32 protein-coding genes are annotated in these 26,056 nt (G+C 61.7%); 13 read left to right on the forward strand and 19 right to left on the reverse strand.

The genetic code is table 11. The features are described 5' to 3' along the window. Together RA29_RS17070 and RA29_RS17075 are read right to left on the reverse strand one after the other, a co-directional pair. The coding region (locus tag RA29_RS17070) for a LysE family translocator (protein WP_039688258.1) at positions 1-576 on the reverse strand (576 nt) is incomplete at its 3' end. After that, positions 573-1,337 carry a uracil-DNA glycosylase gene (locus RA29_RS17075; RefSeq protein ID WP_039688260.1) on the reverse strand — a complete coding sequence of 255 codons (765 nt, stop codon included), beginning with the start codon at positions 1,335-1,337 and terminating at the stop codon, positions 573-575. The genes RA29_RS17075 and RA29_RS17070, both read right to left, overlap by 4 nt. A gap of 141 nt (positions 1,338-1,478) precedes the next feature. Between RA29_RS17075 and RA29_RS17080 the strand changes: the two genes are divergently transcribed. From RA29_RS17080 to RA29_RS17120, 9 genes are all read left to right on the forward strand, one after another. Then, positions 1,479-2,423 (forward strand): aspartate carbamoyltransferase catalytic subunit, encoded by a 945-nt coding sequence (locus RA29_RS17080; RefSeq protein ID WP_039688262.1) that lies wholly within the window; start codon positions 1,479-1,481, stop codon positions 2,421-2,423. Next, positions 2,420-2,962, forward strand: a complete 543-nt coding sequence (locus RA29_RS17085; protein ID WP_039688264.1) for a hypothetical protein — start codon at positions 2,420-2,422, stop codon at positions 2,960-2,962. Before RA29_RS17080 ends, RA29_RS17085 begins: the two co-directional genes overlap by 4 nt. Next, on the forward strand, positions 2,959-4,239 hold the full coding sequence (gene pyrC, locus RA29_RS17090) for a dihydroorotase (RefSeq protein WP_039688266.1): 1,281 nt from the start codon (positions 2,959-2,961) through the stop codon (positions 4,237-4,239). The genes RA29_RS17085 and pyrC overlap by 4 nt, the downstream gene beginning before the upstream one ends. Beyond that, positions 4,240-4,854 (forward strand): glycerol-3-phosphate 1-O-acyltransferase PlsY, encoded by a 615-nt coding sequence (gene plsY / locus RA29_RS17095; RefSeq protein ID WP_039688268.1) that lies wholly within the window; start codon positions 4,240-4,242, stop codon positions 4,852-4,854. It abuts the gene before it with no gap. A 3-nt stretch (positions 4,855-4,857) separates the two neighbouring features. Continuing rightward, on the forward strand, positions 4,858-5,145 hold the full coding sequence (locus RA29_RS17100) for a hypothetical protein (RefSeq protein WP_039688270.1): 288 nt from the start codon (positions 4,858-4,860) through the stop codon (positions 5,143-5,145). Between the two features lie 9 nt (positions 5,146-5,154). Beyond that, complete coding sequence (locus RA29_RS17105; protein WP_039688272.1) at positions 5,155-5,778, forward strand: LysE family translocator; 624 nt, start codon at positions 5,155-5,157, stop codon at positions 5,776-5,778. Between the two features lie 307 nt (positions 5,779-6,085). After that, the gene (locus tag RA29_RS17110) at positions 6,086-6,622 is read left to right on the forward strand and encodes a MarR family transcriptional regulator (RefSeq protein WP_039688274.1); all 537 of its coding nucleotides are present in this window, start codon (positions 6,086-6,088) and stop codon (positions 6,620-6,622) included. 23 nt (positions 6,623-6,645) lie between these two features. Beyond that, positions 6,646-7,113: a hypothetical protein gene (locus RA29_RS17115; RefSeq protein ID WP_039688276.1), complete on the forward strand. Its 468-nt coding sequence runs from the start codon at positions 6,646-6,648 to the stop codon at positions 7,111-7,113. Positions 7,114-7,127: 14 nt separating this feature from the next. Further along, the gene (locus RA29_RS17120; protein ID WP_039688278.1) at positions 7,128-7,457 is read left to right on the forward strand and encodes a hypothetical protein; all 330 of its coding nucleotides are present in this window, start codon (positions 7,128-7,130) and stop codon (positions 7,455-7,457) included. A 79-nt stretch (positions 7,458-7,536) separates the two neighbouring features. Here the strand turns inward: RA29_RS17120 and RA29_RS17125 are convergent, their stop codons facing one another. The 4 genes from RA29_RS17125 to RA29_RS17140 all read right to left on the reverse strand — a co-directional run bounded on the left by RA29_RS17125 (position 7,537) and on the right by RA29_RS17140 (position 11,149). Next, positions 7,537-8,907, reverse strand: coding sequence for a glutamate--cysteine ligase (locus tag RA29_RS17125; RefSeq protein ID WP_039688281.1), 1,371 nt, complete (start codon positions 8,905-8,907; stop codon positions 7,537-7,539). A gap of 108 nt (positions 8,908-9,015) precedes the next feature. Then, positions 9,016-9,549, reverse strand: coding sequence for a hypothetical protein (locus tag RA29_RS17130; RefSeq protein WP_342666429.1), 534 nt, complete (start codon positions 9,547-9,549; stop codon positions 9,016-9,018). Next, on the reverse strand, positions 9,549-10,424 hold the full coding sequence (locus tag RA29_RS22065; RefSeq protein ID WP_052249741.1) for a GNAT family N-acetyltransferase: 876 nt from the start codon (positions 10,422-10,424) through the stop codon (positions 9,549-9,551). The genes RA29_RS17130 and RA29_RS22065 overlap by 1 nt, the downstream gene beginning before the upstream one ends. Beyond that, on the reverse strand, positions 10,424-11,149 hold the full coding sequence (locus RA29_RS17140; RefSeq protein WP_039688285.1) for a 16S rRNA (uracil(1498)-N(3))-methyltransferase: 726 nt from the start codon (positions 11,147-11,149) through the stop codon (positions 10,424-10,426). The genes RA29_RS22065 and RA29_RS17140 overlap by 1 nt, the downstream gene beginning before the upstream one ends. 12 nt (positions 11,150-11,161) lie before the next feature. On the opposite strand from RA29_RS17140, the gene ubiA reads away from it, so the two are divergent. The 3 genes from ubiA to RA29_RS17155 all read left to right on the forward strand — a co-directional run bounded on the left by ubiA (position 11,162) and on the right by RA29_RS17155 (position 14,421). Continuing rightward, entirely contained in the window at positions 11,162-12,124 is a 963-nt protein-coding gene (gene ubiA, locus RA29_RS17145; RefSeq protein WP_039688286.1) for a 4-hydroxybenzoate octaprenyltransferase, read from the forward strand. 67 nt (positions 12,125-12,191) lie between these two features. Next, entirely contained in the window at positions 12,192-14,108 is a 1,917-nt protein-coding gene (locus RA29_RS17150) for an OmpA family protein (RefSeq protein WP_039688645.1), read from the forward strand. Beyond that, positions 14,095-14,421 (forward strand): hypothetical protein, encoded by a 327-nt coding sequence (locus RA29_RS17155; protein ID WP_039688288.1) that lies wholly within the window; start codon positions 14,095-14,097, stop codon positions 14,419-14,421. Before RA29_RS17150 ends, RA29_RS17155 begins: the two co-directional genes overlap by 14 nt. A gap of 356 nt (positions 14,422-14,777) precedes the next feature. Here the strand turns inward: RA29_RS17155 and RA29_RS17160 are convergent, their stop codons facing one another. From RA29_RS17160 to RA29_RS17210, 11 genes are all read right to left on the reverse strand, one after another. Beyond that, positions 14,778-15,218, reverse strand: coding sequence for a molybdenum cofactor biosynthesis protein MoaE (locus RA29_RS17160; protein WP_039688290.1), 441 nt, complete (start codon positions 15,216-15,218; stop codon positions 14,778-14,780). 4 nt (positions 15,219-15,222) lie between these two features. Next, the gene (gene moaD, locus RA29_RS17165; RefSeq protein ID WP_039688292.1) at positions 15,223-15,468 is read right to left on the reverse strand and encodes a molybdopterin converting factor subunit 1; all 246 of its coding nucleotides are present in this window, start codon (positions 15,466-15,468) and stop codon (positions 15,223-15,225) included. 5 nt (positions 15,469-15,473) lie between these two features. Beyond that, complete coding sequence (gene pgsA, locus RA29_RS17170; protein WP_039688294.1) at positions 15,474-16,133, reverse strand: CDP-diacylglycerol--glycerol-3-phosphate 3-phosphatidyltransferase; 660 nt, start codon at positions 16,131-16,133, stop codon at positions 15,474-15,476. Positions 16,134-16,190: 57 nt separating this feature from the next. Continuing rightward, positions 16,191-18,077 carry an excinuclease ABC subunit UvrC gene (gene uvrC / locus RA29_RS17175; protein ID WP_052249742.1) on the reverse strand — a complete coding sequence of 629 codons (1,887 nt, stop codon included), beginning with the start codon at positions 18,075-18,077 and terminating at the stop codon, positions 16,191-16,193. A 289-nt stretch (positions 18,078-18,366) separates the two neighbouring features. After that, positions 18,367-19,146 carry an SDR family oxidoreductase gene (locus RA29_RS17180; RefSeq protein ID WP_039688296.1) on the reverse strand — a complete coding sequence of 260 codons (780 nt, stop codon included), beginning with the start codon at positions 19,144-19,146 and terminating at the stop codon, positions 18,367-18,369. Positions 19,147-19,166: 20 nt separating this feature from the next. Next, complete coding sequence (locus tag RA29_RS17185; RefSeq protein WP_039688649.1) at positions 19,167-20,117, reverse strand: calcium/sodium antiporter; 951 nt, start codon at positions 20,115-20,117, stop codon at positions 19,167-19,169. A gap of 11 nt (positions 20,118-20,128) precedes the next feature. Next, complete coding sequence (locus RA29_RS23310; RefSeq protein ID WP_039688298.1) at positions 20,129-20,293, reverse strand: hypothetical protein; 165 nt, start codon at positions 20,291-20,293, stop codon at positions 20,129-20,131. Between the two features lie 3 nt (positions 20,294-20,296). Then, positions 20,297-21,094 carry a S49 family peptidase gene (locus RA29_RS17195; RefSeq protein ID WP_039688300.1) on the reverse strand — a complete coding sequence of 266 codons (798 nt, stop codon included), beginning with the start codon at positions 21,092-21,094 and terminating at the stop codon, positions 20,297-20,299. A 69-nt stretch (positions 21,095-21,163) separates the two neighbouring features. Continuing rightward, complete coding sequence (locus RA29_RS17200; protein WP_039688302.1) at positions 21,164-21,925, reverse strand: ABC transporter permease; 762 nt, start codon at positions 21,923-21,925, stop codon at positions 21,164-21,166. Next, positions 21,922-22,857, reverse strand: coding sequence for an ABC transporter ATP-binding protein (locus tag RA29_RS17205; RefSeq protein ID WP_039688304.1), 936 nt, complete (start codon positions 22,855-22,857; stop codon positions 21,922-21,924). Before RA29_RS17205 ends, RA29_RS17200 begins: the two co-directional genes overlap by 4 nt. A gap of 90 nt (positions 22,858-22,947) precedes the next feature. After that, entirely contained in the window at positions 22,948-23,466 is a 519-nt protein-coding gene (locus tag RA29_RS17210; RefSeq protein WP_039688305.1) for a carbon monoxide dehydrogenase subunit G, read from the reverse strand. A 103-nt stretch (positions 23,467-23,569) separates the two neighbouring features. Here RA29_RS17210 and RA29_RS17215 point away from each other — a divergent pair, with 103 nt between their 5' ends. Continuing rightward, on the forward strand, positions 23,570-24,553 hold the full coding sequence (locus RA29_RS17215; RefSeq protein WP_039688308.1) for a DMT family transporter: 984 nt from the start codon (positions 23,570-23,572) through the stop codon (positions 24,551-24,553). 218 nt (positions 24,554-24,771) lie between these two features. Here the strand turns inward: RA29_RS17215 and RA29_RS17220 are convergent, their stop codons facing one another. Further along, the gene (locus RA29_RS17220; RefSeq protein ID WP_039688310.1) at positions 24,772-25,737 is read right to left on the reverse strand and encodes an NADPH:quinone oxidoreductase family protein; all 966 of its coding nucleotides are present in this window, start codon (positions 25,735-25,737) and stop codon (positions 24,772-24,774) included. 15 nt (positions 25,738-25,752) lie between these two features. Then, positions 25,753-26,019, reverse strand: coding sequence for a hypothetical protein (locus RA29_RS17225; RefSeq protein WP_193743569.1), 267 nt, complete (start codon positions 26,017-26,019; stop codon positions 25,753-25,755). Positions 26,020-26,056 lie beyond the last annotated feature (37 nt).

Genomic DNA, 26,056 nt, shown 5'->3' on the forward strand with positions numbered 1-26,056 from the left:
AAAGCCCCCCGCCGTTACCCAGCGCAGCACACGTTCAATGATCGGGTTCCGGGCCAGCGCGCGACCCAGACCACCGGCGGTCATGCCCACGCCTGACTTCACGATGAAGCCCAACACCGCAATTGTGCCGCCGTAGATCAGGAATTGCGGCAGGATCGGCTGTGCCGGGTCCACGAACTGCGGAATGAACGCGAGGATAAACAGGATAACCGACGGGTTCGACACGTTCACGATCAATCCGTCACGAAAGGCGCGCGACGGGCGCACGGGCCGCGTGTTCTCACCGACAAGCGGCGACATCAGCGTCTTGATCGCCAGATAGAGCAGATAGGCGACGCCAACCCAGCGCACCACGCCAAAGACCCAAGGGGCCGCAGACACCAGCGCGCCCAGGCCCACCCCGGCGAGCCCAGCATTGATAACGGCCCCGCTCGCAATCCCGGCAGAGGCGGCGACTGCTGGCCCCTTCCCGCCCCGCAAGCCTTGGGCCATGGCAAACAGCATGTCCGGCCCCGGCGTCAGGACCAGCGCAAACGCGGCGGGCAAAAAGGTAAGATAGACAATCGGGTCAATCATGTCCCGCCCCGCAAATGCGCCTGCAGGCTCAACAAATCGGCCCAAGCGTCACGCTTTGCCGCCGGATTGCGCAACAGGTAGGCCGGGTGGAACATGGGCAGCGCAGGCTTGCCGCGCGCTTCGGTCCAGTTGCCACGCAGACGGGTGATGCCACGCTTGCCCAGCAGCGCCTGACAGGAATGGTTGCCGACGACCACCAGTACGTCCGGGTTGGCAAGTTCGATGTGACGATGCAGGAACGGTTGCATCATGGCGACCTCATCTGGCTTGGGATCGCGGTTCTGCGGCGGACGCCAGGGCAGCACGTTGGTGATGTAGACAGTTTCGTCCCGGCTCATGTTGATCGCGGCCAGCATCTTGTCCAGAAGCTGCCCGGCGCGACCGACAAAGGGCTTGCCTTGCATGTCCTCATCCCGACCGGGGGCCTCACCCACGATCATCACGCGGGCACCGGGCACACCATCGGAGAAGACAAGATTGCGCGCACCCTTCTTCAACTCGCAATGTTCATAGGCAGCCAAAGCCGCGCGCAGACCTTCCAGATCCTGCGCAGCACGCGCCGCCTCTTGCGCGACAGTCACCGGATCGACACTGGCCTGCAAAACAGGTGCGGGTGCAGGCTGTGCAGCAGGTTTGGGCTTCTGCACAGATGCAGGCACGGCATACCGATCCACGGGCGCATCCGCGATGCACTCGTCCGCGCCCAGCTCAATCTGCCAGGCCAAGGCCGCAAGGGCGCTGTGATATTCCGCCGATTCCATGAACCCACACTATGCCGCAAACGGGGGAACAGGAATGCCCCTTCATTGTTCTTCAAATATGCAAATCCGACGGCTTGCCGCCTCGCCTGCGCGCCGCATATAAGCGCCCAAACGCGGCGCCGAATACCGCACGGAGAGTCCATGACATTCACCCACCGCCACCTGCTGGGCATCGAACACCTCCGCCCCGAAGAGATCGTGACACTTCTGGACCTTGCCGAGGACTACGTCGCCCTCAACCGCGCCCCCGACAAGCACAAGGATGCGCTGGCGGGGCTGACGCAAATCAACATGTTCTTCGAAAACTCCACGCGCACGCAGGCCAGTTTCGAACTGGCGGGCAAACGGTTGGGCGCGGACGTGATGAACATGGCGATGCAGGCCTCGTCGATCTCCAAGGGCGAGACGCTGATCGACACCGCCATGACGCTCAACGCCATGCATCCCGACCTGCTGGTGGTGCGGCACCCGCATTCCGGTGCCGTGGACCTGCTGGCGCAGAAGGTGAATTGCGCCGTGCTGAACGCAGGCGACGGACGGCATGAACACCCCACGCAGGCGCTTCTGGATGCACTGACAATTCGTCGGGCCAAGGGGCGGCTGCACCGGCTGTCCATCGCCATCTGCGGCGACATCGCGCACAGCCGGGTGGCGCGGTCGAACATCATTCTGCTGGGCAAGATGGAAAACCGCATTCGGCTGATCGGCCCTCCCACGCTGATGCCGTCGGGCATCTCGGAGTTTGGCGTCGAAATCTATGACGACATGGCCGAAGGACTGAAAGACGTCGATGTGGTGATGATGCTCCGCTTGCAGAAAGAGCGCATGGATGGCGGATTTATCCCCAGCGAACGTGAGTATTACCACCGTTTTGGCTTGGATGCGGAAAAGTTATCCCATGCCAAGCCCGACGCCATCGTCATGCACCCCGGCCCGATGAACCGGGGCGTGGAAATCGACGGAACGCTGGCTGACGACATTAACCGGTCGGTCATTCAGGAACAGGTTGAAATGGGCGTTGCCGTGCGCATGGCGGCGATGGACCTGCTGGCACGCAATCTGGCCGCCGTGCGGGGGGCTGCATGACTGACACCCTGACCGTTCCCGCACACGAACGCGGCGTGATCCGTGTTTTCGCCTTGTCCATGACGGACAAGGAAGCGCAAGTACTCAAGGACGACCCCGCCGCCCTGAACGACGCGCTCGGCACGGGTGTGAACGCGGATCAGGTTGAGGTCTTTCCCGTCTCCGACCTCGAAGGCATCGGGCTGGTGGGTTACCTGGTTGAAGGCAACGCAGTGCCGATGGAACAACTCGGCCCCGACCGGTCCAAGCTGGAAAAACTGGGCGGCTGGGTGCTGATCGTGTTCTCGCTGGCGTTTGAGGATCGCGCTGCCACCCTGCGCCCCGCCTCTTCGCTGACGCTCATCGGCACATATGGCGAGTTGCGCACCGATTGGAGTGCGGCGGAAAAGATCGAGACCGACAGCGCCAAACCCTACTCTGCCCCGCCAGAGACAGTGAAGAAGAAGCCCTCGGATGCCGCCATGTCGGGCCGCATCGCGATGGTGGCCCTGATCGTGTTGGGCTTGTTGACTTACCTCATGATCTGGATCGGCGGATGACGGATATCCTCTTTGAACATGCCAAGCTGCTGGACCCCGAAGGATCGGTCACAACCGGCGCGCTTGGAGTAACCGATGGCCGGATCAGCGCGATCATCACGGATGACAGCCCGCGCCCCGAGGCCAGACAGGTCATCGCCTGCAACCGCAAGCACCTCGCCCCCGGCATTGTCGACATCGGGGTCAAGGTGTGCGAGCCCGGCGAGCGGCACAAGGAAAGCTTCGGTTCCGCCGGTCTTGCGGCAGCCGCGGGCGGGGTCACGACCATGGTCACCCGCCCCGACACCGATCCCGCGATCGACAATCCCGAGACGCTGGAATTCGTGATCCGCCGCGCGCGGGAGGCGGCCCCCGTCAACGTCCTGCCCATGGCCGCGCTGACCAAGGGGCGGCAAGGGCGCGAGATGACCGAGATCGGGTTCCTTCTGGACGCAGGTGCCGTGGCCTTCACCGATTGCGACCGGGTGGTGACGGACAGCAAGGTCTTTGCCCGAGCGCTATCCTATGCCCGCAGCCTTGGCGCGCTGGTGCTGGGGCATCCGCAGGACCCCGGCCTCAGCGCAGGGGCGGCGGCCACCTCAGGCAAATTCGCCTCGCTCCGTGGCCTGCCTGCCGTGTCGCCCATGGCGGAACGCATGGGCCTCGACCGGGACATTGCGATGGTCGAAATGACGGGCGCGCGCTACCATGCCGACCAGATCACTGCCGCCCGCGCCCTGCCCCCGCTGGAACGGGCCAAGGGCAACGGGTTCGACGTGACGGCAGGCACCTCGATCCACCACCTGACGCTGAACGCGCTGGACGTGGCCGACTACCGCACCTTCTTCAAGATCAAGCCGCCCCTGCGGGACGAGGAGGACCGGATCACCATAGCCGAGGCGGTCCAATCCGGCCTGATCGACATCATCAGCTCTATGCACACCCCGCAGGATGAGGAAAGCAAGCGGCTGCCGTTTGAAGCTGCCGCCTCCGGGGCGGTGGCGCTGGAGACCCTCCTGCCTGCCGCGATGCGACTTTTCCACGCCAACCTGATCGACCTGCCGACGCTGTGGCGCGCCATGTCGCTCAACCCGGCCAAAAGGCTGGGTTTGGACTGCGGACGCATGACCGTAGGCGCCCCGGCCGACCTTGTCCTGTTCGATCCGCACGCGCCTTTTGTGATGGACCGGGCCACACTCCATTCAAAATCGCGCAACACCCCGTTTGACGGGGCGCGGATGCAGGGTAAGGTTTTGCAAACCTTTGTCGCTGGACGCTCTGTTTACAAGAAAGACTAGATGCCTCTGATCGAAAGCACCCTTGCCGTGCTCGCCCTGTGGGCAGTGACCGGCTACCTTCTTGGCTCCATTCCCTTCGGCATGGTTCTGGCCCGCGCCATGAACCTGGGCAACCTGCGCGAGATCGGGTCCGGCAATATCGGCGCCACGAATGTGCTGCGCACAGGTAACAAGACCGCCGCCGCGCTGACGCTGCTGCTGGATGCGGGCAAGGGCGCCGTGGCCCTTCTGTTGGCGCGGGCGCTCACGGGGCACGAGGATGCAGCACAGATCGCGGGCCTCGCCGCGATGCTGGGGCATTGCTATCCGGTGTGGCTGAAATTCAAGGGGGGCAAGGGCGTTGCTACCTTCCTCGGGTTGTTGATCGCGCTGCATTGGCCCGTGGGCCTTGGCGCTTGCCTGGCCTGGCTGGTGGGCGCGGGCCTGTCACGCATCTCGTCCATGGGAGCGATTGTGGCAGCGGCGGCATCGACCTTCCTGATGATGGGTCTGGGCGCGGCAAATGCGTTGATCCTGGGCGTGATCCTGACACTTCTGGTGTTCTGGCGGCACCGCGAAAACATGCGGCGGATCAAGGCAGGGACCGAGCCGAAGATCGGCAAGAAATCGGCCTGAGAAATGCGCAACGGTGCGCGGACACCGCACACCCCTGGGCGCTTTGAGACGGCGCTAGCAGCACTTCCAGAGGGGACGTTTTTCGGCGTTGCTGACGGCCGCCGCTACGTCGTGACCAAGACAATGTTTGCAGACGGCAAATCCATCAAACTGGTGGCCGAAGAGCTGGGGGGACCCGACTATATCAGCCTGAACTGGTATGCCCTGAAAACCGGCGGTCGGTTGAAGCCCTGCGAAATGCCAGAAGCTAAGGTGCGCGATTTTGTAGACGCACTGGTGCCCGGCGCGTAGCGTTCGGGTATGACAGACATCAATCTTCCGCTGATCCTACTGGCGGCTCTCCTGGCCAGCGCCAGCCCCGGCCCCGCAACACTGACCATCGCGGGCACCTCGATGGCGTCGGGGCGCAAAAGCGGATTGGCCGTGGCGACGGGGGTGACGACCGGGTCGATCATGTGGTCCGTCTCTGCCGCATTCGGGCTGGGGGCGATCATGCTGGCCAATGCGTGGCTGTTTGAAATCGTGCGCTATGCCGGGGCGGCCTATCTGGGTTGGCTGGCGATCAAGTCGGCACGTTCGGCCTGGATTGGGGCCAAACTGAGCGTACTACCGGTGACCTCACGATCCTTGCGCGGACACTATGCAAAGGGTCTGGCCCTGCATCTGACCAACCCGAAGGCCGTCCTGTTCTTTGGCGCGCTTTACTCTGTCGGTGTGCCGCCGGGCACGCCTGTGACAGCGCTGATCACGGTCATCCTCGCTGTTGGGGCACTGAGTTTCACCATCTTTCATGGCTATGCGCTGATCTTTTCCAGTGCGCCCATGATACGCGCCTATACCCGCGCAAAACGCGGGTTTGAGACGCTGTTTGCGCTGTTCTTTGGCGCAGCAGCACTACGCATACTGACAACACGGTTGGTATAGATCGACGTTAGCGCGCCGAAACACCCGCCTTTCAGACCGCGCAATTTAGACAGATAGGCGCCAACCCCCGCAGCCGTTATGTATTTCAAATCGCGGCAGTTCCGGGTCATCGACCTTTCGGACCGAAGACCAACACGTGCTGCGGCCGAGCGCACCCGTATTCTACCGGGCACTGAGCATTGGATGAACCAATTTTCGTCAACGAAGCGGCGTACATGCAGCACGCCCGCATCCCCGAAAGCGCAGGGTTGACTTACCGTGTTATCCTGTTATTTCTGTTACTACAGAAAATTTAGGCGAAACAAAAATGTACCTGACCCAATCCATGCAAGACTTCATCCTACACTGGGGGGAGATGGGCCAGAAATGGGGCACCAATCGGTCTGTAGCGCAGATCCATGCCCTGCTGCACATCTCGCCCGAGCCGCTGAGCGCGGATGAGATCTGTGATCTCTTGAACCTGGCCCGGTCCAATGTGTCGAACGGGCTGAAAGAGTTGCAAAGTCTTGGGATGGTGCAGACATCACGCAAGCTAGGGGACCGTCGCGATCACTTCCATTCGATCCGCGACATGTTCGAACTGGTCCAAACCGTCGTCGAAAGCCGCCGGGCGCGGGAATATGCACCAACATTGAAGGCACTGCAAAAGGTGCAGGAAGAGGCCGAGCACGACGCGACACCCCAGGACGTCAAGGCCCGGTTCGCCGAGACATTGGAGACCATGCAGATGTTTGACGACTGGTACGCCGAGGTCAATCGCCTGCCCCGGTCGGTACAGCTTGCGCTGGTCAAGATGGGCGCCCGCATTGCGCGTTTCCTGCCCAAAGCGAAGTCCTCTGAGTAAAAATTTATCCAGGAGTTTCTGTCATGACAGAAAAAATCGGAAAGATGAAAAAGAAAGACACCCCGCACCCCAAAAACGGGTCACGCTATGCGATTGATCCGGTCGCCTTTGCTATCGCTCTTTTGGGTGCGCCGGTCCTGATCGCTCTGGTGGGCTTTTGGGCCCTGATGATCCCGGTCTTCGCCATATTCTTTGGCGGACCGATCTATGTGGTCGCCGGCACCCCGGTCTTGCTGATCTACCTGCACTACCGGCCCGGTGATCCGATGGAGATTGCGGGCCTCGCCTTTCTCACCGATATGGCGCTGATTGCGCTTTTGGCCATCCATGGGGCCATCATCGGATCCTATGACGTCTTCAAGGAGCTGAGCGCCTTCGCTGGCATCAGCGCAGTCATGGCACCGCTGTGGGGTGCCGCTTTTGGCTGGATTTACAACAGGATGCGCAACGATGCATCGCGCGATGCGCTTCCTCACTTTGCACACATCTGAAAAGGAGAAACCCAATGCTGACCATCGGACTTCTGTACTTCAACCTCGGTCTTGGGGCCGTAGCTGCCCTGACCGTCATGATCCTGCGGATCGGCGCGCTTGCGCAAGATTGCCCCCACAGCAAACCGCGTGCCGGTGCTGCGGCCACTGCCATCGCCACCGGTTTCGCAGCCATCGGCGCGGGCGGGGTGATCATGATCGGCGCGGTGCTGCCCTTGCTGGAACAGGAACCCTTTGCCGCACTGATGCTGGCGCTCGGCTTTGCGGCGCTCTGCCTTGGCCTCGGCTTCACCCACGCGATGGGGAGCCTGCGGGCGGCTCTGGTGCCTGATCCCGCCGCGTGACAGGGACGGGTGCGCAGTCAATGCGCACCCTACACATCTGTCAGAAAACCGTAGGGTGCGCGTTCATCGCGCACCTTTTTCAGTAGGAATACTCGGCAAACACGCGGGAGATATCGCCTTGCCAATCGCCATGGTAGTGATCCAGCAACTCGTCCGCAGGCACCTTGCCCGTCTCAATGCTTTCCTGCAGCGCGTTCAGGAAATGGGTCTCATCCGGGATCATACCGCCTGCCCCTGCCCGCGCACGCGCCTTGAGACCGGCATTGGAAATCGCCACCGCCTCGCGGGCCAGATCATGCATCTTGATCCCGTTGACCTCCGCCTGCAGCCCGTCGGCCGAGGCTTCGACCCGCAGCCCCTCGCGGGTCTCGGCATCCAAGCCCTTGACCAGATCCCAGGCCGCATCCAGCGCGCTCTGATCGTACATCAGCCCAACCCAGAAGGCAGGCAACGCACACAAGCGACGCCACGGGCCACCATCGGCACCGCGCATTTCAATGAACTTCTTGACCCGCGCCTCGGGGAATGCGGTGGTCAGGTGATCGGCCCAGTCGCTCAGCATCGGCGTCTCACCCGGCAACGCAGGCAGCTTGCCCTGCAAAAAGTCGCGGAAAGACTGGCCCAGCGCGTCGATATACTTGCCGTCGCGGTACACAAAATACATCGGCACATCGAGCGCATACTCGACCCAGCGCTCGAACCCGAACCCCTCGTCAAAAACAAACGGCACCATACCGGTACGTGACGGATCCAGATCGCGCCAGACCCGGCTGCGCCAGGACTTGTGGCCGTTGGGCTTGCCCTCAAAAAACGGCGAGTTGGCAAAGAGTGCGGCAGCCACCGGTTGCAGGGCGATTGCAACGCGCATCTTCTGCACCATGTCCGCCTCTGATCCGAAGTCGAGGTTCACCTGCACCGTGCAGGTGCGGCGCATCATGGTCCGCCCCATGGTGCCGACCTTGCCCATATAGGCGTCCATCAGCTTGTAGCGCCCCTTGGGCATCAGGGGCATTTCCTCATGCGTCCAGATGGGCGCGGCACCCAGACCGATAAAGCCCACGCCGATCTCATTCGCGATGTCCATCACTTCGCGCAGATGGCTGTTCACCTCGTCGCAGGTCTCGTGGATGGTTTCCAAAGGCGCGCCGGACAATTCAAGCGCCCCACCAGGCTCCAACGACACATTCGCACCGTCCTTTTCCAGCCCGATCAGCTTCCCGCCTTCGCGCAATTCGGACCAGTTGTGCCGATCGCGCAGCGCCGACAGCACCGCCTCGATCGAGCGTTCACCCTCGTAGGGCAGCGGTTTCAAAGTGTCCCGACAATAGCCGAACTTTTCGTGCTCGGTGCCGATGCGCCAGTATTCCTTGGGCTTGCAGCCGTCCGCGAGGTACTGTGCCAACTGGTCGTGATGTTCGATGGGCCCGCCGCCGGATTGGGGGATGGACATGGGCGCGCTCCGCTTGTTGCCGTGCTGTCAGAGGTGCAAGCCTTGGTGCGAATTTGCGAAGGTGTCAATGCGCAGGCAGCGTGCGCGGGATCACGAAGACCTGCGCGTTTACGCGCGCCCCCTCGGCTCCATCTGTGCCAAAGTCGGCGCACTGCGTTCCCAGATTAGTACAGGTGTGTCTGCACCCGCATGCAGTTTGGCCAGCATCTGTTCGGTCTTGAGCCCCGGCAGCGCGGCAAAGGCATCAAACAGCGCATCGGCCCCGTCAGCATCCACCGGAATCATCAGCGTCGGATGCTGGGGTTGGTCCAGCCGCCAATGGGGTGGGCTTTGCGCCCCATCAAGGATCACGCGCTGCACTTCCCGCAGCGACACCGAGCCGCCGGACAAAGGACCGAAATAGATCACCTCACCCTCGACCACCTGCACGGTGCCAAGGCCCCCACCCGCCCCACGAAAGCGCCCGCGTTGCAGGCCCACCATGATCAGCGCCCCTGCGCCCACCAGCATGACCGGCGCAACATAGCCCAACACGCCACGCGCCTGCGCCAGCCACCACAGGGCGAGGATGGCAAGGGCAACACCGACCAGCACTTCGCGCCACCGCCAAAGCGCGGCCTTGGCCTCGGGACGAAAGAACATCAGGTCGCTCCCTTGATCGTTGCGGGTGATTTGAACAACACGATGCGGTAGGTGCCGATCCGTTGGAAACCGATGGCTTCGTAAGCGCGCCCGGCGGCGTCCGATGCCGAACTGAGGATCGCGCGCTTTATCCCGCGTGCGCGCGCCTCGGCCAGATGCGAAGCCACCACATGGCGCGCGTATCCCTTTTTGCGCGCAGTGCGGGGGACAAACACACCACCAATTTTTACGGTATCACCGGCCTCGGCGATAAAGGTTGTCATGGCGACGGGTGTTCTATGCACATCATCAAGCAGACGCACCGCCGTACCATTTACCGCGCGTTTGGCCCGCTCTGCCGCCTGCACCCGCGCGGACTGATCGTCCATGGCAAAGCCGATGTCGCGGAGGTATTCCTGAAACCAGACTTCAAGCCTCTGCAGTTCATCTGGCCGTGTTGCACGCAGTTTTTCGAAAGGCCCCGCAAGACATGCAAGGTCCAGATCATAAAGGGGTTCTGCCCGATCAAGCCCCGTGGGAACATGTGCAAGGCCCAAGGCATTGAGGACCCTACTGACCTGTTCGACCACGCCAGTCATGCCAAGTACAACGCGCCCTGCCCACCTGTTTCGCGCCACCGACAGATCAGAGATGCCATCGGGCATCTGCGCCATCACTTGGCCTTGGTTGCTGAGCCCAATCACACCGCGCACAGCGCCACCTACGTCTTGTACGAACACTTCCGTGGCGTTTGGAGCCTCCGAAGCGGCAAGGCCATGAGCCGCGATATTTGACCGCAAAAACATCGACGTAGCGGCGTGCCGGGCCAGAAACACCCCGATCCCGGGCGCATCCTCTGGCCCGGCCAATCGTAAGGCGCAGGTGTCCTGCGCCATCACCGCCAGTCCCCGAGGCGCTGCTGCCAAACCGTCAGCGCCGCAACCGCCGCCGTATCCGCCCGCAAAATACGCGGCCCAAGCTGAACGGCATGGGCTGTCTCCATCCCGTGTAACCGCGCGCGCTCTTTCTCGGAAAACCCACCCTCCGGTCCGATTAGGATCGCCCACGGACCTGGGATGTCTGGTAAGGCGGAGGCATCCTCCGCCCCCACCAGCGCCTCGTCACAAAACATCAGATGCCGGTCGCCCAGATCAGCCAGCGCCCGGTCCAACCGCTGCATGTCAGCCACCTCGGGCACATAGGTCCCACCGCATTGCTCTGCCGCCTCGACCGCATGGGCCTGTAACCGGTCGCGCTGAATACGGCCCGCATTGGTGAACTCCGTCTGCACCGGCACAATCTGCCGCGCGCCCATCTCTGCCGCCTTTTCCACGATAAAGTCGGTGCGCGCCTTCTTGATCGGTGCAAACATCAACCACAGATCCGGCGGCATCTGCAGGGGCCGGGTCTGGGCCTCACAGCGCAGGACCCCGCCCCGCTTACCCGCCTCGACCACCTCGGCCCGCCACTCGCCATCCACACCGTTGAACAGCAGCACAGCCGCCCCCACCGACAAGCGCATCACGCCAAAGAGATAATGGGCCTGCTCCCGCGACAGCGGAACCGATTGCCCCTGCCCCAAGGGCTGCTCTACATAGAGCCGTATCTTCGCGTCACTCATGGGCCCACACATATGACCAACTCGCAGCCATCACCAGAGGGTCAGGTCGCCGATGCGGTGACCGGCAACTGGGTCGACGCGCTGGCGCCCGAATGGACGCGGCCCTACCTCCGGCTCAGCCGCGCGGACCGGCCCATCGGCACATGGCTTCTGCTCCTGCCCTGCTGGTGGGGCCTCGCCCTCGCCATCCTGCACGACCAGTCGCCACGGTGGGAGGATGCCTGGATCGCCATCGGCTGCGCCGCCGGTGCGTGGCTGATGCGCGGCGCAGGCTGCACATGGAACGACATCACCGACCGTGATTTCGACGGACAAGTCGAGCGCACACGCTCGCGCCCCATCCCCTCCGGCCAAGTCAGCGTGCGTGGCGCAGTCATCTGGATGTGCCTCCAGACCCTGATCGCTTTCGCCATCCTGCTCACGTTCAACACCGCCGCGATCCTGCTGGGCATCCTCGCCCTGCTGCCCGTGGCGGTCTACCCCTTCGCCAAGCGGTTCACATGGTGGCCTCAAGTGTTCCTCGGCCTCGCCTTCAACTGGGGCGCGCTGCTGGCCTGGACGGCCCATACCGGACAACTCGAGGCGCCCACAATCGTCCTCTACCTCGCAGGTATCGCATGGACCCTGTTCTACGACACGATCTACGCCCATCAGGACACCGAAGACGACGCCCTGATCGGCGTGAAATCCACCGCCCGCCTCTTTGGCACCCAAACGCCGCAATGGCTCCGCCGCTTCCTGATGGCAACCGTGGGACTGATGGGCATCGCGGTGATCTTTGCCGCCATTGACGAGGCCAACGTGCTGGCCCTGGTCATCGCACTTGGCGGGCCATGGGCCATGGGCTGGCACATGGCGTGGCAGCTGCGTGGGCTCGACATCGAGAACCCCGCCAAGTGCCTGCAACTCTTCCGCGCCAACCGCGACACCGGCGCGATCCCGCTGGTGTTTTTCTGTGCAGCACTTCTCGTATGATTGAACCCAAGCCCCAAGCCGCGTAGACCGTAGGCCCACTCTGGATCCAAGCAAGGTTCTGCTGATGATGCGATTGTCGTCCCTTCTGATCATCGTCGCGACGTTTTCGGTGGCTGCGATTCTGGCACTAGTGACAGCCAACCTGTCGGTGCAATTGATCGAGGAAAGCTCGGAAATCGGCGTGCGCGACGCATTGGACGACGAAGGCATGACCTGGGCCGAGGTGGAGGCCGACGGCCTGCAAGTCACACTGGCAGGCATCGCTCCGACCGAGGCCGTGCGCTTCGCAGCCATCTCTACAGCCGGGCGCGTGGTCGATGCGGCACGTGTCATCGACGACATGCAGGTCGAAGCCGCCGCCGCAATCGCCCCACCCCGCTTTTCAGCCGAACTGCTCCGCAATGATGCGGGCCTGTCAATCATCGGGTTGATCCCGGCGGCCACCGACCGCACCGCCGTCATCGACCGGATCACCGCCATCGCAGGCAACACCCCCGTCACCGACCTGATCGAAGTGGCCGACTATCCGGCACCGGATGGCTGGGACGATGCCTTGGGCTTTTCCCTCGCGGCGATGGAACGTCTCCCACGGGCCAAGGTATCGGTCGAGGCGGGCCGGGTCTCGATCCGGGCCATCACCGACAGCGCCGAAGAGAAAACCAACCTCGAAGCACAACTGAACCGCGCCGCCCCTCCGGGCCTGCGCGTGGCCCTCGACATCGCCGCACCGCGTCCCGTGATCACCCCCTTCACCCTGCGGCTGGTCAAGGACGAGGCTGGCACACGCTTCGATGCCTGCTCGGCAGATACCGAAGCGGCCCGCACACGGATCGTGAGCGCCGCCATGTCCGCAGGCCTGACCGGACCGGGCACCTGCACCGTCGGCATGGGCGTGCCCAGCCCGAAATGGAGCGTGGCTGTCGAACAGGCAATCGGAGCGCTGAATACGCTCGGCACCGGCTCTGTCACCTTCTCCGATGCCGACATCACCCTGATCGCCGCCGAAGGCACGCCGCAGGCTGATTTTGACCGCGTCGTGGGCGAGCTGGAAAATGCCCTGCCGCCCGTCTTTGCGCTCTATGCCAAACTGCCCGAAACGGTGGACCCAAACCAGGGGCCGCCCGAATTCGTCGCCACGCTCAGCCCGGAGGGGCTGGTACAACTACGCGGCCGCATCTCGGACGAAAACCTGCGCTCGCTCGTGGACAGCTATGCGCAGGCGGCCTTTGGCACCGACAGCGTCTATACCGCCACCCGGATCGTGGATGATCTGCCCGCCAACTGGCCCGTGCGGGTGCTGACGGGCCTCGAATCGCTGGCACAACTCTCGAACGGGGCAGTGACGGTCACGCCCGATACGCTCACCGTGTCAGGCAACACCGGCAACCCCAAGGCCAGCACGAATATCGCAACCCTGCTGGCCTCCAAACTGGGCGAGGCAGAGGAGTTCGACATCCGCGTCACCTATCAGGAAAAGCTGGACCCGGTCGCAGCCCTGCCCACGCCGGACGAGTGCGAGGCGGAAATTGCCGGAATCCTGTCAGCGTCGAAAATCACTTTCGAGCCGGGCAGCGCAACGATCGACGCCAGCGCGCTTGGCACGATGGACGACATCGCCGAAGTGCTGCGCCAATGCGGTGATATCCGGCTTGAAATCCAGGGCCACACTGACAGCCAGGGGCGCGAAGAAATGAACCTGAATCTCAGCCAGGCCCGCGCCCAGTCGGTGCTGAACGAATTGCGCGCCCGCCGCGTGCTCACATCGACCTATTCGGCCAAAGGCTATGGCGAGGTGGACCCCATCGCCGACAACGACACCGAAGAGGGCCGCGAAGCCAACCGCCGCATCGAATTCAAACTGATCCGTCCAAAACCTTCCGTGCCAGAGCGCGAAACAACGCTGGAATCCCTCGCCGGAAACAGCGATACAGAGGCCGAACCAAAGGACAACGCCGAAGGACAAGGGGACGATGAGCAGAACTGAGTTTGTCATTGCGACAGCCATCATTCTCTTCATCGCGTTCTGCCTGGGCTGGTTCGCGAACTGGTTGATCCACCGCTTCACCCGCGTCGCCTCCGGCGATGTGGCAGAACTCGACCGGATGAGCCAGGAACTGCACGAGGCCGAGGAAACCCGCGACCAGGCGATCACCTACCTCCAGCAGCGCGAGGCAGAACTTACAAACCAGCTCAGCCAGACCGAGGCCGAGTTGCGCGCCGCAATGGACGGCTTGCGCGACGCCCGGCACGAGGCCGAAGAACTCCGCGCCTGGATCGACCGCCAGCAAGCCAGCTAAGCCACATCACCCTCCGTACGACCTACATGGCGGCACCTGCACCGTCCGCAGCCCCTTCCCTGTTTCAAAAAAATCCCGGGGGAGTCGCGCCAGCGACGGGGGCAGCGCCCCCCAAACAATGTCGTCGCGCCCGCGCGGCCTTTGGATCACAAACACGTCACGCAACGTGCCACACGACACAGTGTTGCCGTCCCACGCGCCCATCGTGCGTTGCGTTAACCGCCTAAAAGGCGCCCGATGGGGGTGCACAGGGGGTGTACAGATGGTGCACGCGGGGTGACACCGCCCAAAACGGCGATTCAGCTTTATAAACAAGGGGTGAATCACCGGACGCCACGACATCCTGGTACATCCGGTCACCAGCGCGTCAGCGCGTCCTCATCCTCATCTCGCGCGGCCACCCAATCGGCCCCATCCGCGGTGACTTCCCGTTTCCAGAACGGGGCGCGAGACTTGAGATAATCCATCAGATATTCAGCCGCCTCAAACGCATCCTTGCGGTGCCGGGCAGCGGTCGCGACCATCATGATCATCTCGCCCACCTCAAGCTGCCCGTGACGGTGGATCACCAGCGCATCCTCCAGCGACCAGCGGGTCTTGGCCTCGGTCGCGATGTCGGTCAGCGCGCTCTCAGTCATACCCGGATAGTGCTCAATCTCCATGGCCTTCAGCCCACCATCCACATCCCGCACGATGCCCGTGAAGGTGACGACAGCGCCCGAGACAGCACGACCCTCGGCAAAGGCTGTAGCTTCGGCACCGAAGTCAAAGGCGGCATCCTGAACGACGATGCGCATCCGTCTAACCGCCTGTCATCGGCGGAAAAAACGCCACTTCCCGCGCTCCAGACAGGGGCGCGTCAAAATCCGTCAACTGCTGATCCACAGCCACACGCAGAGCCGAGATATCGGCAAAGGCCGCGGCGTAGCGCTCTTCCTTGCCGCGCAGCTCTTCGACCAGGTCCATAACCGTACCCGCTTGAGTCTCAACAGCCTCGCGCGGGATGCCAATCCGTTCGCGGACCCAGGCGAAATAGAGCACGTCCATATCAGTTACCCTTTCAAGTGCGGCATGGCCTTACGGAAGTAATCCCACCCCGTGATAAAGGTAAGCGCCGCCGCAATCCACAGCAACCAAAGGCCTATACGCCCCGACCAGTCCGCACCCGCCAGCTTCCACCACAGGCCCAAATGATCGGGCGCGTCGCCATTGAGGATGGCGTTCACCATCACCTGATCCATACCCCAGATCGACATGCCGAAATAATGCTCGAACACGCCTTGTGAGAACAGAACCGCAATGGCGATCATCTGCAAAGTCGTCTTCCATTTCGCAAGGTTCGTCACCTTCAAAGTCCCCGCCGTGTCCCCCAGAAACTCCCGCAGACCGGAGACAAAAACCTCTCGAAACAGAATCATGGTGGCGGGTAGAACCAGCCACGGGGACCACGACGAAAAGCCGATGATGACCATCAGCGCGATCACCACCATCGCCTTGTCCGCGATGGGGTCCAGCATGGTCCCGAGCTTCGTCTGCTGCCCCCAGGCGCGGGCGAGGTAGCCGTCAAACCAATCGGTGATCGCCGCCCCGATGAACAGGATCACAGCCAGAATGTCGGCGTAAGGCCTTGTGAAATAGAGGAACATAACAGCGACAAGCGGGGCAGCGATCAAACGCAGCGTCGTCAGGATGTTCGGGATCGTCCAAATCATGCGCAATCTCTAGCCTGTCCCAGCCCAAGCCGGAAGGGGGCGCATGACGCATGCGCCTTACTGGTCATGAAAGAAGTCATAGACCTTCTGCGCCAACCCTTCGGACACACCATCGACCGCCTTCAGATCGGCAAGGTTCGCGCGGCTCACCGCCTTGGCAGACCCGAAATGCGCGAGCAGCGCGCGTTTGCGGGCAGCCCCCACGCCAGGGATGTCATCGAGCGGGTTTTTCATGTTGGACTTCGCACGCTTGGCCCGGTGAGTCCCAATGGCAAAGCGGTGTGCCTCGTCCCGCATCCGCTGCACGAAATAGAGCACCGGATCGTTGTGACGCAGCGCAAAAGGGCGCTTGCCGGTGCGGTGAAACTCTTCCTTACCAGCGTCCCGGTCGACGCCCTTGGCGACACCCACCATCGGGATATCCTCGACACCGTGCGCACGCATGATCTCGGCCACCGCACTCACCTGCCCTGCCCCGCCATCGATCAATAGCAGGTCCGGCCACATGCCCTTTTCACGGTCAGGGTCCTCGGACAGCAGCCGTTTGAAACGGCGATGCAGCACTTCTTTCATCATGCCGAAGTCGTCACCGGGGGTCAGGTCATCCCCTTTGATATTGAACTTGCGGTAGCTGTTTTTCATGAACCCGTCAGGGCCCGCGACGATCATCGCGCCCACAGCGTTGGTGCCCTGAATGTGCGAGTTGTCGTAGACCTCGATCCGCTCCGGGGTCTCGGACAACTCAAAGGCCTCCGCCACACCGCGCAACAGCTTCGCCTGCGTCGCACTCTCCGCCATCTTCCGTGCGAGGCTCTCGCGCGCATTGCGGAGCGCTGAATCGACCAGCTCTGCCTTTTCGCCGCGCTGGGGCACCAGCAACTCAACCTTACGGCCCAGCTTCTGGCTCAGCGCCTCAGCCATCAGGTCCGGGTTCTCAATCTCATTCGACAGGATCAACTGCCGCGGCGGCTCCTTGGTGTCGTAGAACTGGCCCAGAAACGCCTCCAGCACCTCTGCCGCATCTACGTCGGGCCCGACCCGGGGGTAGAAATCGCGGTTGCCCCAGTTCTGGTTCGCGCGAATGAAAAACACCTGCACGCAGGCCTGCCCCTGCTCCATGTGCAGGGCGACGATATCCGCCTCGGTCACGCTGCGCGGGTTGATCCCTTGCGCTGTCTGCACCTGTGTCATGGCGCGGATACGGTCGCGTAAAGCAGCAGCGCGCTCGAACTCCATCTCCTCGGACGCCTGCTGCATCTGATCAGCGAGCTTGGCCTGAATGTCCGTAGACTTGCCCGTCAGGAAACGTTCGGCGTCCTTTACTGACTGCGCATAATCCGCTTCCGAAATCAGCCCGACACACGGGCCCGAACACCGCTTGATCTGGTACAGCAGACAGGGCCGTGTGCGGCTGTCGAACATCGAGTCGGTGCAGTTACGAAGTAGAAAGACTTTCTGGAGTTGATTGAGTGTGCGGTTCACAGCCCCAGCACTTGCAAACGGCCCGTAATAGGCACCCTTCTGCTTTTTCGCGCCACGATGCTTCTTGATCTGCGGGTACGCATGGTCGCCCGTCACCAGAATATTGGGAAAGGATTTGTCGTCACGCAGCAAAACGTTGAACTTGGGCTTGAGCTGCTTGATCAGGTTCTGTTCCAACAGCAGCGCCTCGGTTTCCGTCCGGGTGGTCAGGAACATCATCGACGCCGTCATAGAAATCATGCGCGCGATGCGAGGGCTGTGGCCTGAGGGGCGAGCATAGTTCGACACCCGTGCGCGCAGGTTGCGCGCCTTGCCCACGTAGAGCACACGGCTTTCCCGGTCGAGCATCCGGTAAACGCCCGGTGAGCTGTCGAGTGTCTTGAGATAGCCGTGGATCACTTCGTGGCCAACGGGCACGGGCTGATCAACCTTGGGCTGTTCTACGTCGTCCTGCTTCGCCATACGATTCGTGCCATCTTTCCTGTTTTGGCTGCACTGATTTGACCATGTGATCAAGCGATCTTACATCCACTAAAGATGTGGATAAGTTTGCGGGTAACTTCTGAGCGCGTGGAATTTTCTGTTGTTTTTTGGGCGCTTCCTGAATTTGCCTCATTTTTGGGCACATACCTAACCAGCTGTTTTATCACGGTATTTTCTTCAGAAGTTAACAAGTCACTGAAAACACACGTGTTTTGGTAACAGAATTGTAACGCACCTTAACGCGGTGCAAAACTCTCCTTGGGTCACCCTATTCCACACCAAGCACGTCAGGCGTTTCCCAGGCCAGATGTTGCCCGCCATCGACGCAGAGCAGTTGTCCTGTGACACCCGGCGCATCAAGGAAATAGCCCAGCGCACCCACGATGTCCGCCGGGTTCGAGCCGCGGCCCAGAACAGTCGCTGCCCGCTGTTTGGCAAAGTGTTCCGCGCTTTGCCGCCCCCCCTGCAAGGTCGGACCCGGCCCGATCGCGTTGACGCGGATGGCCGGTGTCAGGGCGCGCGCGCTGGTCTGGGTCAGCGCCCAAAGCCCCATCTTGGCAAGCGTGTAGGTCATGAATTCGGGCGTCAGCTTGCGCACGCGCTGGTCCACCATGTTGATGATCAGACCTGGAGCAAGGGGCTCCCCCATATCGTCGCGCGTGGCCTCCAGCCCTTGTGCGGCCATGCCTTGCGTCAGCACGAACGGCGCACGCAGGTTGCTTTCCATGTGCCGGTCCCAACTGGTCCGCGTTGCCGTTTCGACGGTGTCATATTCAAAGATTGAGGCGTTGTTGATCAGACAGGTGATCGGACCACCCAAAGCGTCCACCGCACGTCCGAACAGCGCTTGCGTGTCGTCCTCATTGGTCAAATCGGCCTGTAGGGCGACACCGCGTTGGCCCTTGGCTTCGACCATCGCGACCGTCTCGCGCGCGCCCGCGTCAGAGCTGGCGTAGTGCACCGCTACGTCATAACCACGCCCCGCCAGATAGACCGCCATAGCCTGGCCCAAACGGTGCCCTGCCCCCGTTACAAGTGCGCGTGTCATCGCACCCTCCCCTTCGTTCTTCAGATCAGTACGATTGCCAGATAGGCCAGATAGAGGGCGGTCAAGATCACACCCCACACACGGGTGATATCACGGCGCATGTAGACAAATGGCAGCAGCAGAAGCGACGCTCCCAGCATGACCCACAGGTCAAAGCGCAGGAACGCTTGATCCACCGGGATCGGTCCAACGAAGCTGGCAACACCAATGATGGCCAGCAGATTGAACATATTGGACCCAATCACATTGCCTAGCGCCACGTCCGCCTGGCGGCGCAGCGCCGCCATCACTGTGGTCGCCAGTTCGGGCAGCGACGTGCCCACCGCCACCAGCGTCAGGCCAATTACGGTGTCGCTGACACCGTACATCTTGGCAATAATCGTGGCATTGTCTACCAGCAGATCCGCCCCAAGGGGCAGGCCGATCAGCCCCAGGATCAGGAAGATAGCAATGCGCCAGACGGGCAAGTCAGGGTCTACGCCCTCGATCTCTTCTTCGTCCTCGGTCGCCTCGGCGCAGGCGGCGCGATGCCCCTTGGCCTCGCGCGCGGCGTCCCACAGGACAAAGGCAAGTGCCGCCAGCAAAACAAACGCCGACAGCCAGTCAAACACCCCACGAAAAGCCAAGGCGATGAATAGGATCGACGCGGCAATCATGAAATTGAATGTCTTTTTCGTCTCGCATTCGGAGGTGTGCATCGTCGCCAGCAGTGCGGGGATACCTAGGACGAGAAGGATATTGGCCGTGTTGGATCCCACGACGTTACCAATCGCAATGCCCGGCGCATCGTCCAAGACCGCTTGAATCGCGATCAGCAACTCAGGCGCGGATGTCCCAAACGCAACGATGGTCAAACTGACGATCAAGGCGGGCACGCCCAGCCGCAGTGACAGGTTCACCGCACCCTTGACCAGCGAGTCCCCCGCCAACAGCAGAATAAGCAGGCCCAACCCGCTAAGCAGCCACGGCATAGCGACCGCCATCAACCGTCACCCCGCCCGCACGCGCACTTGCCCCGGCCGATCCTGTAGCGCCCGCAGGCACATTTGGCTGATGCCAGACGCTTGCCACCGATCCAGTGCAGCTTGCCAAAAACAGCCAACACAGCAATGAAGGCAAGAAACAGCAGGACGATCTTGGACATCATCAGTTACAGTCCAAACCGCGCATAGGCCGCGCGCTCTTCGATGCTATGGACCGCGTCATCCAGCAGTTGCGCGCCCAGCCGGGAAAAGAACGGCTTTTTCGCGCCGTAACGGCGAAACTTCACCTTGTCGCCAAACCGTTCCTTCATCATGGGTTTGAGGTGACCGATGCCGTCGATCAAGCCAAGCGTCTTGGCTTTCTCTGCAAGCCACACCTCGCCTGTGAAAAGCTCGGCCTCAGCGTCCAGCTTGTCGGAGCGGCGGGCCTTCACATGGTCGATAAAGTTGGTGTGGATGTCGTCGAGCAACCCTTTGAGCCGCTCAACATCTTCCGGCTTTTCCGGACGGAACGGGTCGAGCATGCTTTTCGATTTGCCCGCCGTGTAGACACGCCGTTCAACCCCCTGCCGCACCATGAACTCGTGCGCGCCAAAGCTGGCCGAGATCACGCCGATGGAGCCCACGACCGACGACGGATCCGCATAAATCTCGTCCGCAGCGGCAGCCAGCCAGTAGCCACCGGACGCGGCGACATCCTCGACAAAAGCGATCACGGGGATCTCTTTTTCCTCGGCCAGCCGCCGAATACGCGCACCGATCAGCGAGGATTGCACCGGGCTGCCGCCGGGTGAACTGATCTCAAGCGCGACCACGTCCGGCTTGCCACGGCTGAACGCCTTTTCAATGGGATCGGCCAGCGCGCGATCATTCAGCGCGCCGCGTGTGCCGCCTGCGATGACCCCTTGCAGCCGCACGATAGCGACTGTCGGGTCGGATTTCATGAAGGGGATCCAGCGTTTCATCCACGCCCATGTAGAATGCGCCCCCGCACAGAACAAGGCCGCAATGCAAAGGAGTTTTGGGCCGTTACGTTATTGCCGAATGCGCCAGCCGGTCTTGAAAATCCACCAGATAGCACCCAGGCACAGAGCAGTGAACAAACCGATAGCCAAAAGCGAGGTCGCGATTGGGACATCCTGGATACCAAAGAACGCCCAGCGGAAGCCGGAGATGAGGTAAACCACCGGGTTGAACATCGAAATCGTTTGCCACACCGGCGGCAGCATCGTGATCGAGTAGAATGAACCGCCAAGAAAGACGAGCGGTGTGATGATCAGAAGGGGCACCAGTTGAAGTTGTTCGAAGTTGCCCGCCCAGATGCCGATGATGAAGCCGAAGAGTGCAAAGCTGATGCAGGTCAGCACGAGGAAAGCGATCATGGCCGCCGGGTTCTGGATCTGGATGTCGACGAAGAAGAACGACGTGATCAGGATGATGATCCCGATGAACATCGCCTTGGTTGCCGCGGCACCCACATAGCCCATGACGATTTCCAGGAAGTTCACCGGGGCCGAGAGCAGTTCGTAAATCGTGCCGATGAATTTCGGGAAGTAGATGCCGAAGGAGGCGTTCGATATGCCCTGGGTCATCACCGTCAGCATGATCAAGCCCGGTACGATAAACGCACCATAGCTGACGCCCTCGACCTGGTCGATGCGACTGCCGATGGCAGCGCCGAAGACGACGAAGTAGAGCGATGTGGACAGAACGGGTGAAATCAGAGACTGTGCAATCGTACGGAAGAAGCGCGTCATTTCAAAGACATATATGGCGCGGATGGCGGTCCAGTTCATTGCGCGGCCTCCGGTTGATTGACGAGGGAGACGAAGATGTCTTCGAGGCTGGATTGCCGTGTCACCACGTCCCGAAGCTGCAGCCCGGCCTTCTGCACATCGTTGAGAAGCATGGTGATGCCCGTCCGTTCGGCATTGACATCGTAGCTGTAGACCAGCGTCCAACCATCATCGCCCAAGGTTAGGTCATAGGACGACAGCGCGTCTGGCACCGCGTCGATCTTTGCCGTGAGTTGGACGTCAAGTTGCTTCTTGCCCATGCGGGCCATCAGCGTGTCCTTATCCTCGACCAACAGGATTTCGCCCTTGCTGATCACGCCGATCCGGTCGGCGATGGCTTCGGCTTCTTCGATGTAGTGGGTCGTCAGGATGGTGGTCACGCCATCTGCCCGTAATTGCTCGACAATTTCCCACATGTCCTTGCGCAACTCGACATCGACGCCTGCGGTGGGTTCGTCGAGGAAGAGGACGCGGGGTTCGTGCGCGAGCGCCTTGGCGATCAGCACGCGGCGTTTCATACCGCCCGACAGCTCGCGGATCTGGTTGTCGCGCTTGTCCCAGAGCGAGAGGCGCTTGAGGATGTCTTCGACCGCGCTGTCCTTGCGCCCCTTGCCGAAGAGGCCGCGCGAGAAACGGACTGTGTTGATGACCTTCTCAAAGGGCTCAAGCGCGATTTCCTGGGGGACGAGGCCGATGAGGCGACGCGCTTCGCGGTAGTTGCTCAGGATGTCAAAGCCGGCCACGGTGACAGTCCCGGACGTGGGCATGGTGATGCCGCAAACCGTTGAAATAAGGGTCGTTTTCCCCGCACCATTGGGGCCGAGAAGTGCGATGATCTCACCCTCTTCGATGTCGAGATTGACACCTTTCAACGCCTCGAACCCGCCCGCATAGGACTTGCGCAGGTTCTGGATACTCAGGATCGTGGACATAAAAACTCCGGGCCGTTCACGGAAACGAGAGGTATGCCGTCAGCGGACAAAGGGCCAGCGCACGAACGCACAGGCAGATGTGCGAGGTGGTCAATCCTTGCCCTTGAGGCGGCCGAGCCAACCTTTCTTGGGGGCCTCATCGGCCTCTGAGGCCTCTTCGGCCGGGGCGGGTCCTTCGAGGGTTTCTTGGAGGTTGGCGAAAAACTGGTCGGCCATTTTCTTGGCGAACCCGTCGATGATGCGGCTGCCCAGCTGGGCCAGTTTGCCGCCTACTTTTGCCTCCACGTCGTAGCTGAGTTCGGTGCCGCCATCGACCTCAGCCATGCGCACCTGCGCGCCGCCCTTGGCAAACCCTGCGGCGCCACCTTTACCTTCACCGTTGATGACAAGGCTTTGATTTTCAATCATTTCCGACAGCGTCACCTGCCCTTTGAACGTGGCCTTCACCGGGCCAACCTTTTGAGTCACGGACGCTTCGAACCCCTCTTCCGGGCTGCCTGTCACCTCGGTCGCACCGGGCACACAGGCCTTGAGGACCTCCGGGTTTAGGAGGGCGGCGTAGACCTCGGACGGGGGGGCGGCGATCTGGCGGGTGTCGGACATTTGCATCGGCTGTCTCCCTTGGATTTGCCCCGTGATACCGCAGAGCCTGCAATTGCGCTATGCGCTATTCGCAAGGCAGCGGGTGATCAGCTGTGATAGGGCTGACCCCATGGAGACGACACGCCAGAATATCGCCGGGCTGGGCATCCTGTTCGTGCTGATCGGGGTTGTCTGCATTTCCGTAAATGACATGCTTATCAAAGAGTTATCGGGCGATTATCCCCTGCATCAGATCGTCTTTGCCCGGGCGGGGATCGGCATTCTGTTCAGCTTGATCGTGGTGCAATACGAGGGCGGGTTCGGGATCCTGCGCACCGACACGCCCTGGCAGCACGCGCTGCGGGGTATTCTGATCGTCATCGCGAACATGACGTTTTTCGTGGGCCTCGCGGTGCTGCCGTTGGCAGATGTGACGGCCCTGTTCTTTGTCGCACCCCTGTTTATCACATTGTTATCTATACCAATTCTGGGTGAGCGCGTCGGTGTGTTGCGCCTTACGGCGATGGCTGTTGGCTTTGTCGGCGTGGTTGTGATGCAGCGGCCGTGGGCCGATGCGGACAGCCTTGAGGTCAGCCGGTTTGTTCTGGCCCTGCCAGTGCTTGCGGCGCTGACTTATGCGTTAAATCAAATACTTACGCGCAAGCTGGGGGTCGCGAGCAAGGCCAGTGCGATGGCGGTCTATATTCAAGGCATGTTTATCCTCGTGTCGGTGGCCTTCTTCGTCGTGGCGGGCGGTGGACGCTTTGCTGAAGGGGCGACAAACGGATCGGTGATCTTTCTGCTGCGGGCCTGGATCTGGCCACAAGATGCTGATTTATGGTTATTTTTGGGCCTTGGACTGAACTCGGCCATCGTGGTTTATTGCCTGAGCCAAGCCTACCGCATCGCGGATGCGGCCACCGTGGCCCCGTTTGAATATGTAGGCCTGCCGTTGGCCGTGTTCTGGGGCTGGGTCGTGTTTGGCGAATTGCCCACCTGGGAAGTGGGGGTTGGCATCGTGCTGATCCTGGGCGCGGGTCTGTTCGTGTTTTTGCGCGAGCGGCAGAAGGCGCCGATCGGAGGACAGAGGCCTGCGCCGGGGCGCAGGGGTTAACGGAGCGTACGGTGGGGGGATTTCGCGAAACTGCGAAGTTTCAGGGCAAAACTGCGTGTTTTGAGCGGACGCAAACCCCGGTTTTTCGGCCTGTTGTGGACAAACTGCACACTTTGGCCAGGAAACTGCGTGTTTTGGACAAGCGATGGGCGTTAACGATCCCTTCACTTATCCACAGCGTTAAGGTTTGCGCGGAGCGCTTAACTTTGGCGTAACCCTTAGCCGTCGACCTGGATCACGACCTTGCCCGTGGCCTTACGCGTGCGCAGCAGGTCGAGGCCATCATTGGCGTCGGCCAGTGGCAGCACGTGGCTGACATGGGGTTTGAGCTTGCCCTCGGCGTACCAGCCGAACAGCACCTCGAAACTGTCGGTCAGCACCTTGGGGTTCACCCGCATGTAACCGCCCCAGTAGAAGCCGAGCACATGCAGGTTTTTGACCAGCAAGTAGTTGGCCGGGATCTGCGGGACGGTGCCGGAGGCGAAGCCGAGGGGCAGCAGCCGCGCCTCTGGGTTGCAGGCGCGCAGGGCTGCGTCGAAGAGATCGCCGCCGACGGGGTCGTAGACCACGTCAGCCCCGCCCAGCGCCTTCACATCCGCCTTGAGGTCACAGGTATCACTGTCGAGCAGGTGGTCGGCCCCGGCGTTGGATGCGATTTTCAGCTTGTCGGCACCGCGGGCACAGGCGATGACCTCGGCCCCCATGAGCTTGCCCAGTTCCACCGCCGTGAGGCCGACGCCACCGGAGGCACCGAGGACCAGCAGCCGCTCGCCGGGTTGCATATGCGCCTTGTAGTCGAGCGCCACGTGGCTGGTGCCGTAGGCGACGAGGAAGGCCGCAGCGTCCACTTCGGACATCTCGTCCGGGATGGGCACGCAGATATTGGCTGGGAATGCCGCGTATTCGCCAAGACCGCCGAAGCCTGCATAGGCCGCAATGCGCTGGCCGGGTTTCAGATGGGTGACGTCCGCGCCGACCGCTTCGACGGTGCCGCACATCTCCATCCCGATGGTGGCCGGGAGTTGGGGTTTTTCCTGATAGGTACCTTTGACAATCAGCGTGTCGCCGAAGTTCAGCCCGCAGGTGTGGATGCGCACCAGCACCTCGCCCGCCTTGGGGGTGGGCGTGGCGATTTCGCGCAGTTCGAGTGGCTGCCCAAGGGCGGTGACTTGCATGGCGCGCATTCTGGTATCCCTCGTCTAGTGGCCGTCGCGACCGATTTGCCAGACCTGATAGCTGATCTGAACAGCGCCGAACAGGAGGCCGTGAAAGAACCACAGGATGAAGAGGATGAGGAAGGCGTCATCGCTTTTTGCGGCGCGCGTGTGGATGCCGGCAATGTCGAGGAGCCAGATGCCGGTGACGAAGATGGCCGAGAGGGCGAAGCCCACGGCGGTGCCGTTGAGAAAGAGGCGGATGAGGGGGTTGGGTTGGTCCGGCTGCATGGAGGAAAGGTAGCATGCCAAGGGCGAGAGGCCAGCGGGACAATCGTTTACCAGTGCG

The organism is Tateyamaria sp. ANG-S1 (assembly GCF_000814025.1).
Taxonomy (GTDB): domain Bacteria; phylum Pseudomonadota; class Alphaproteobacteria; order Rhodobacterales; family Rhodobacteraceae; genus Tateyamaria.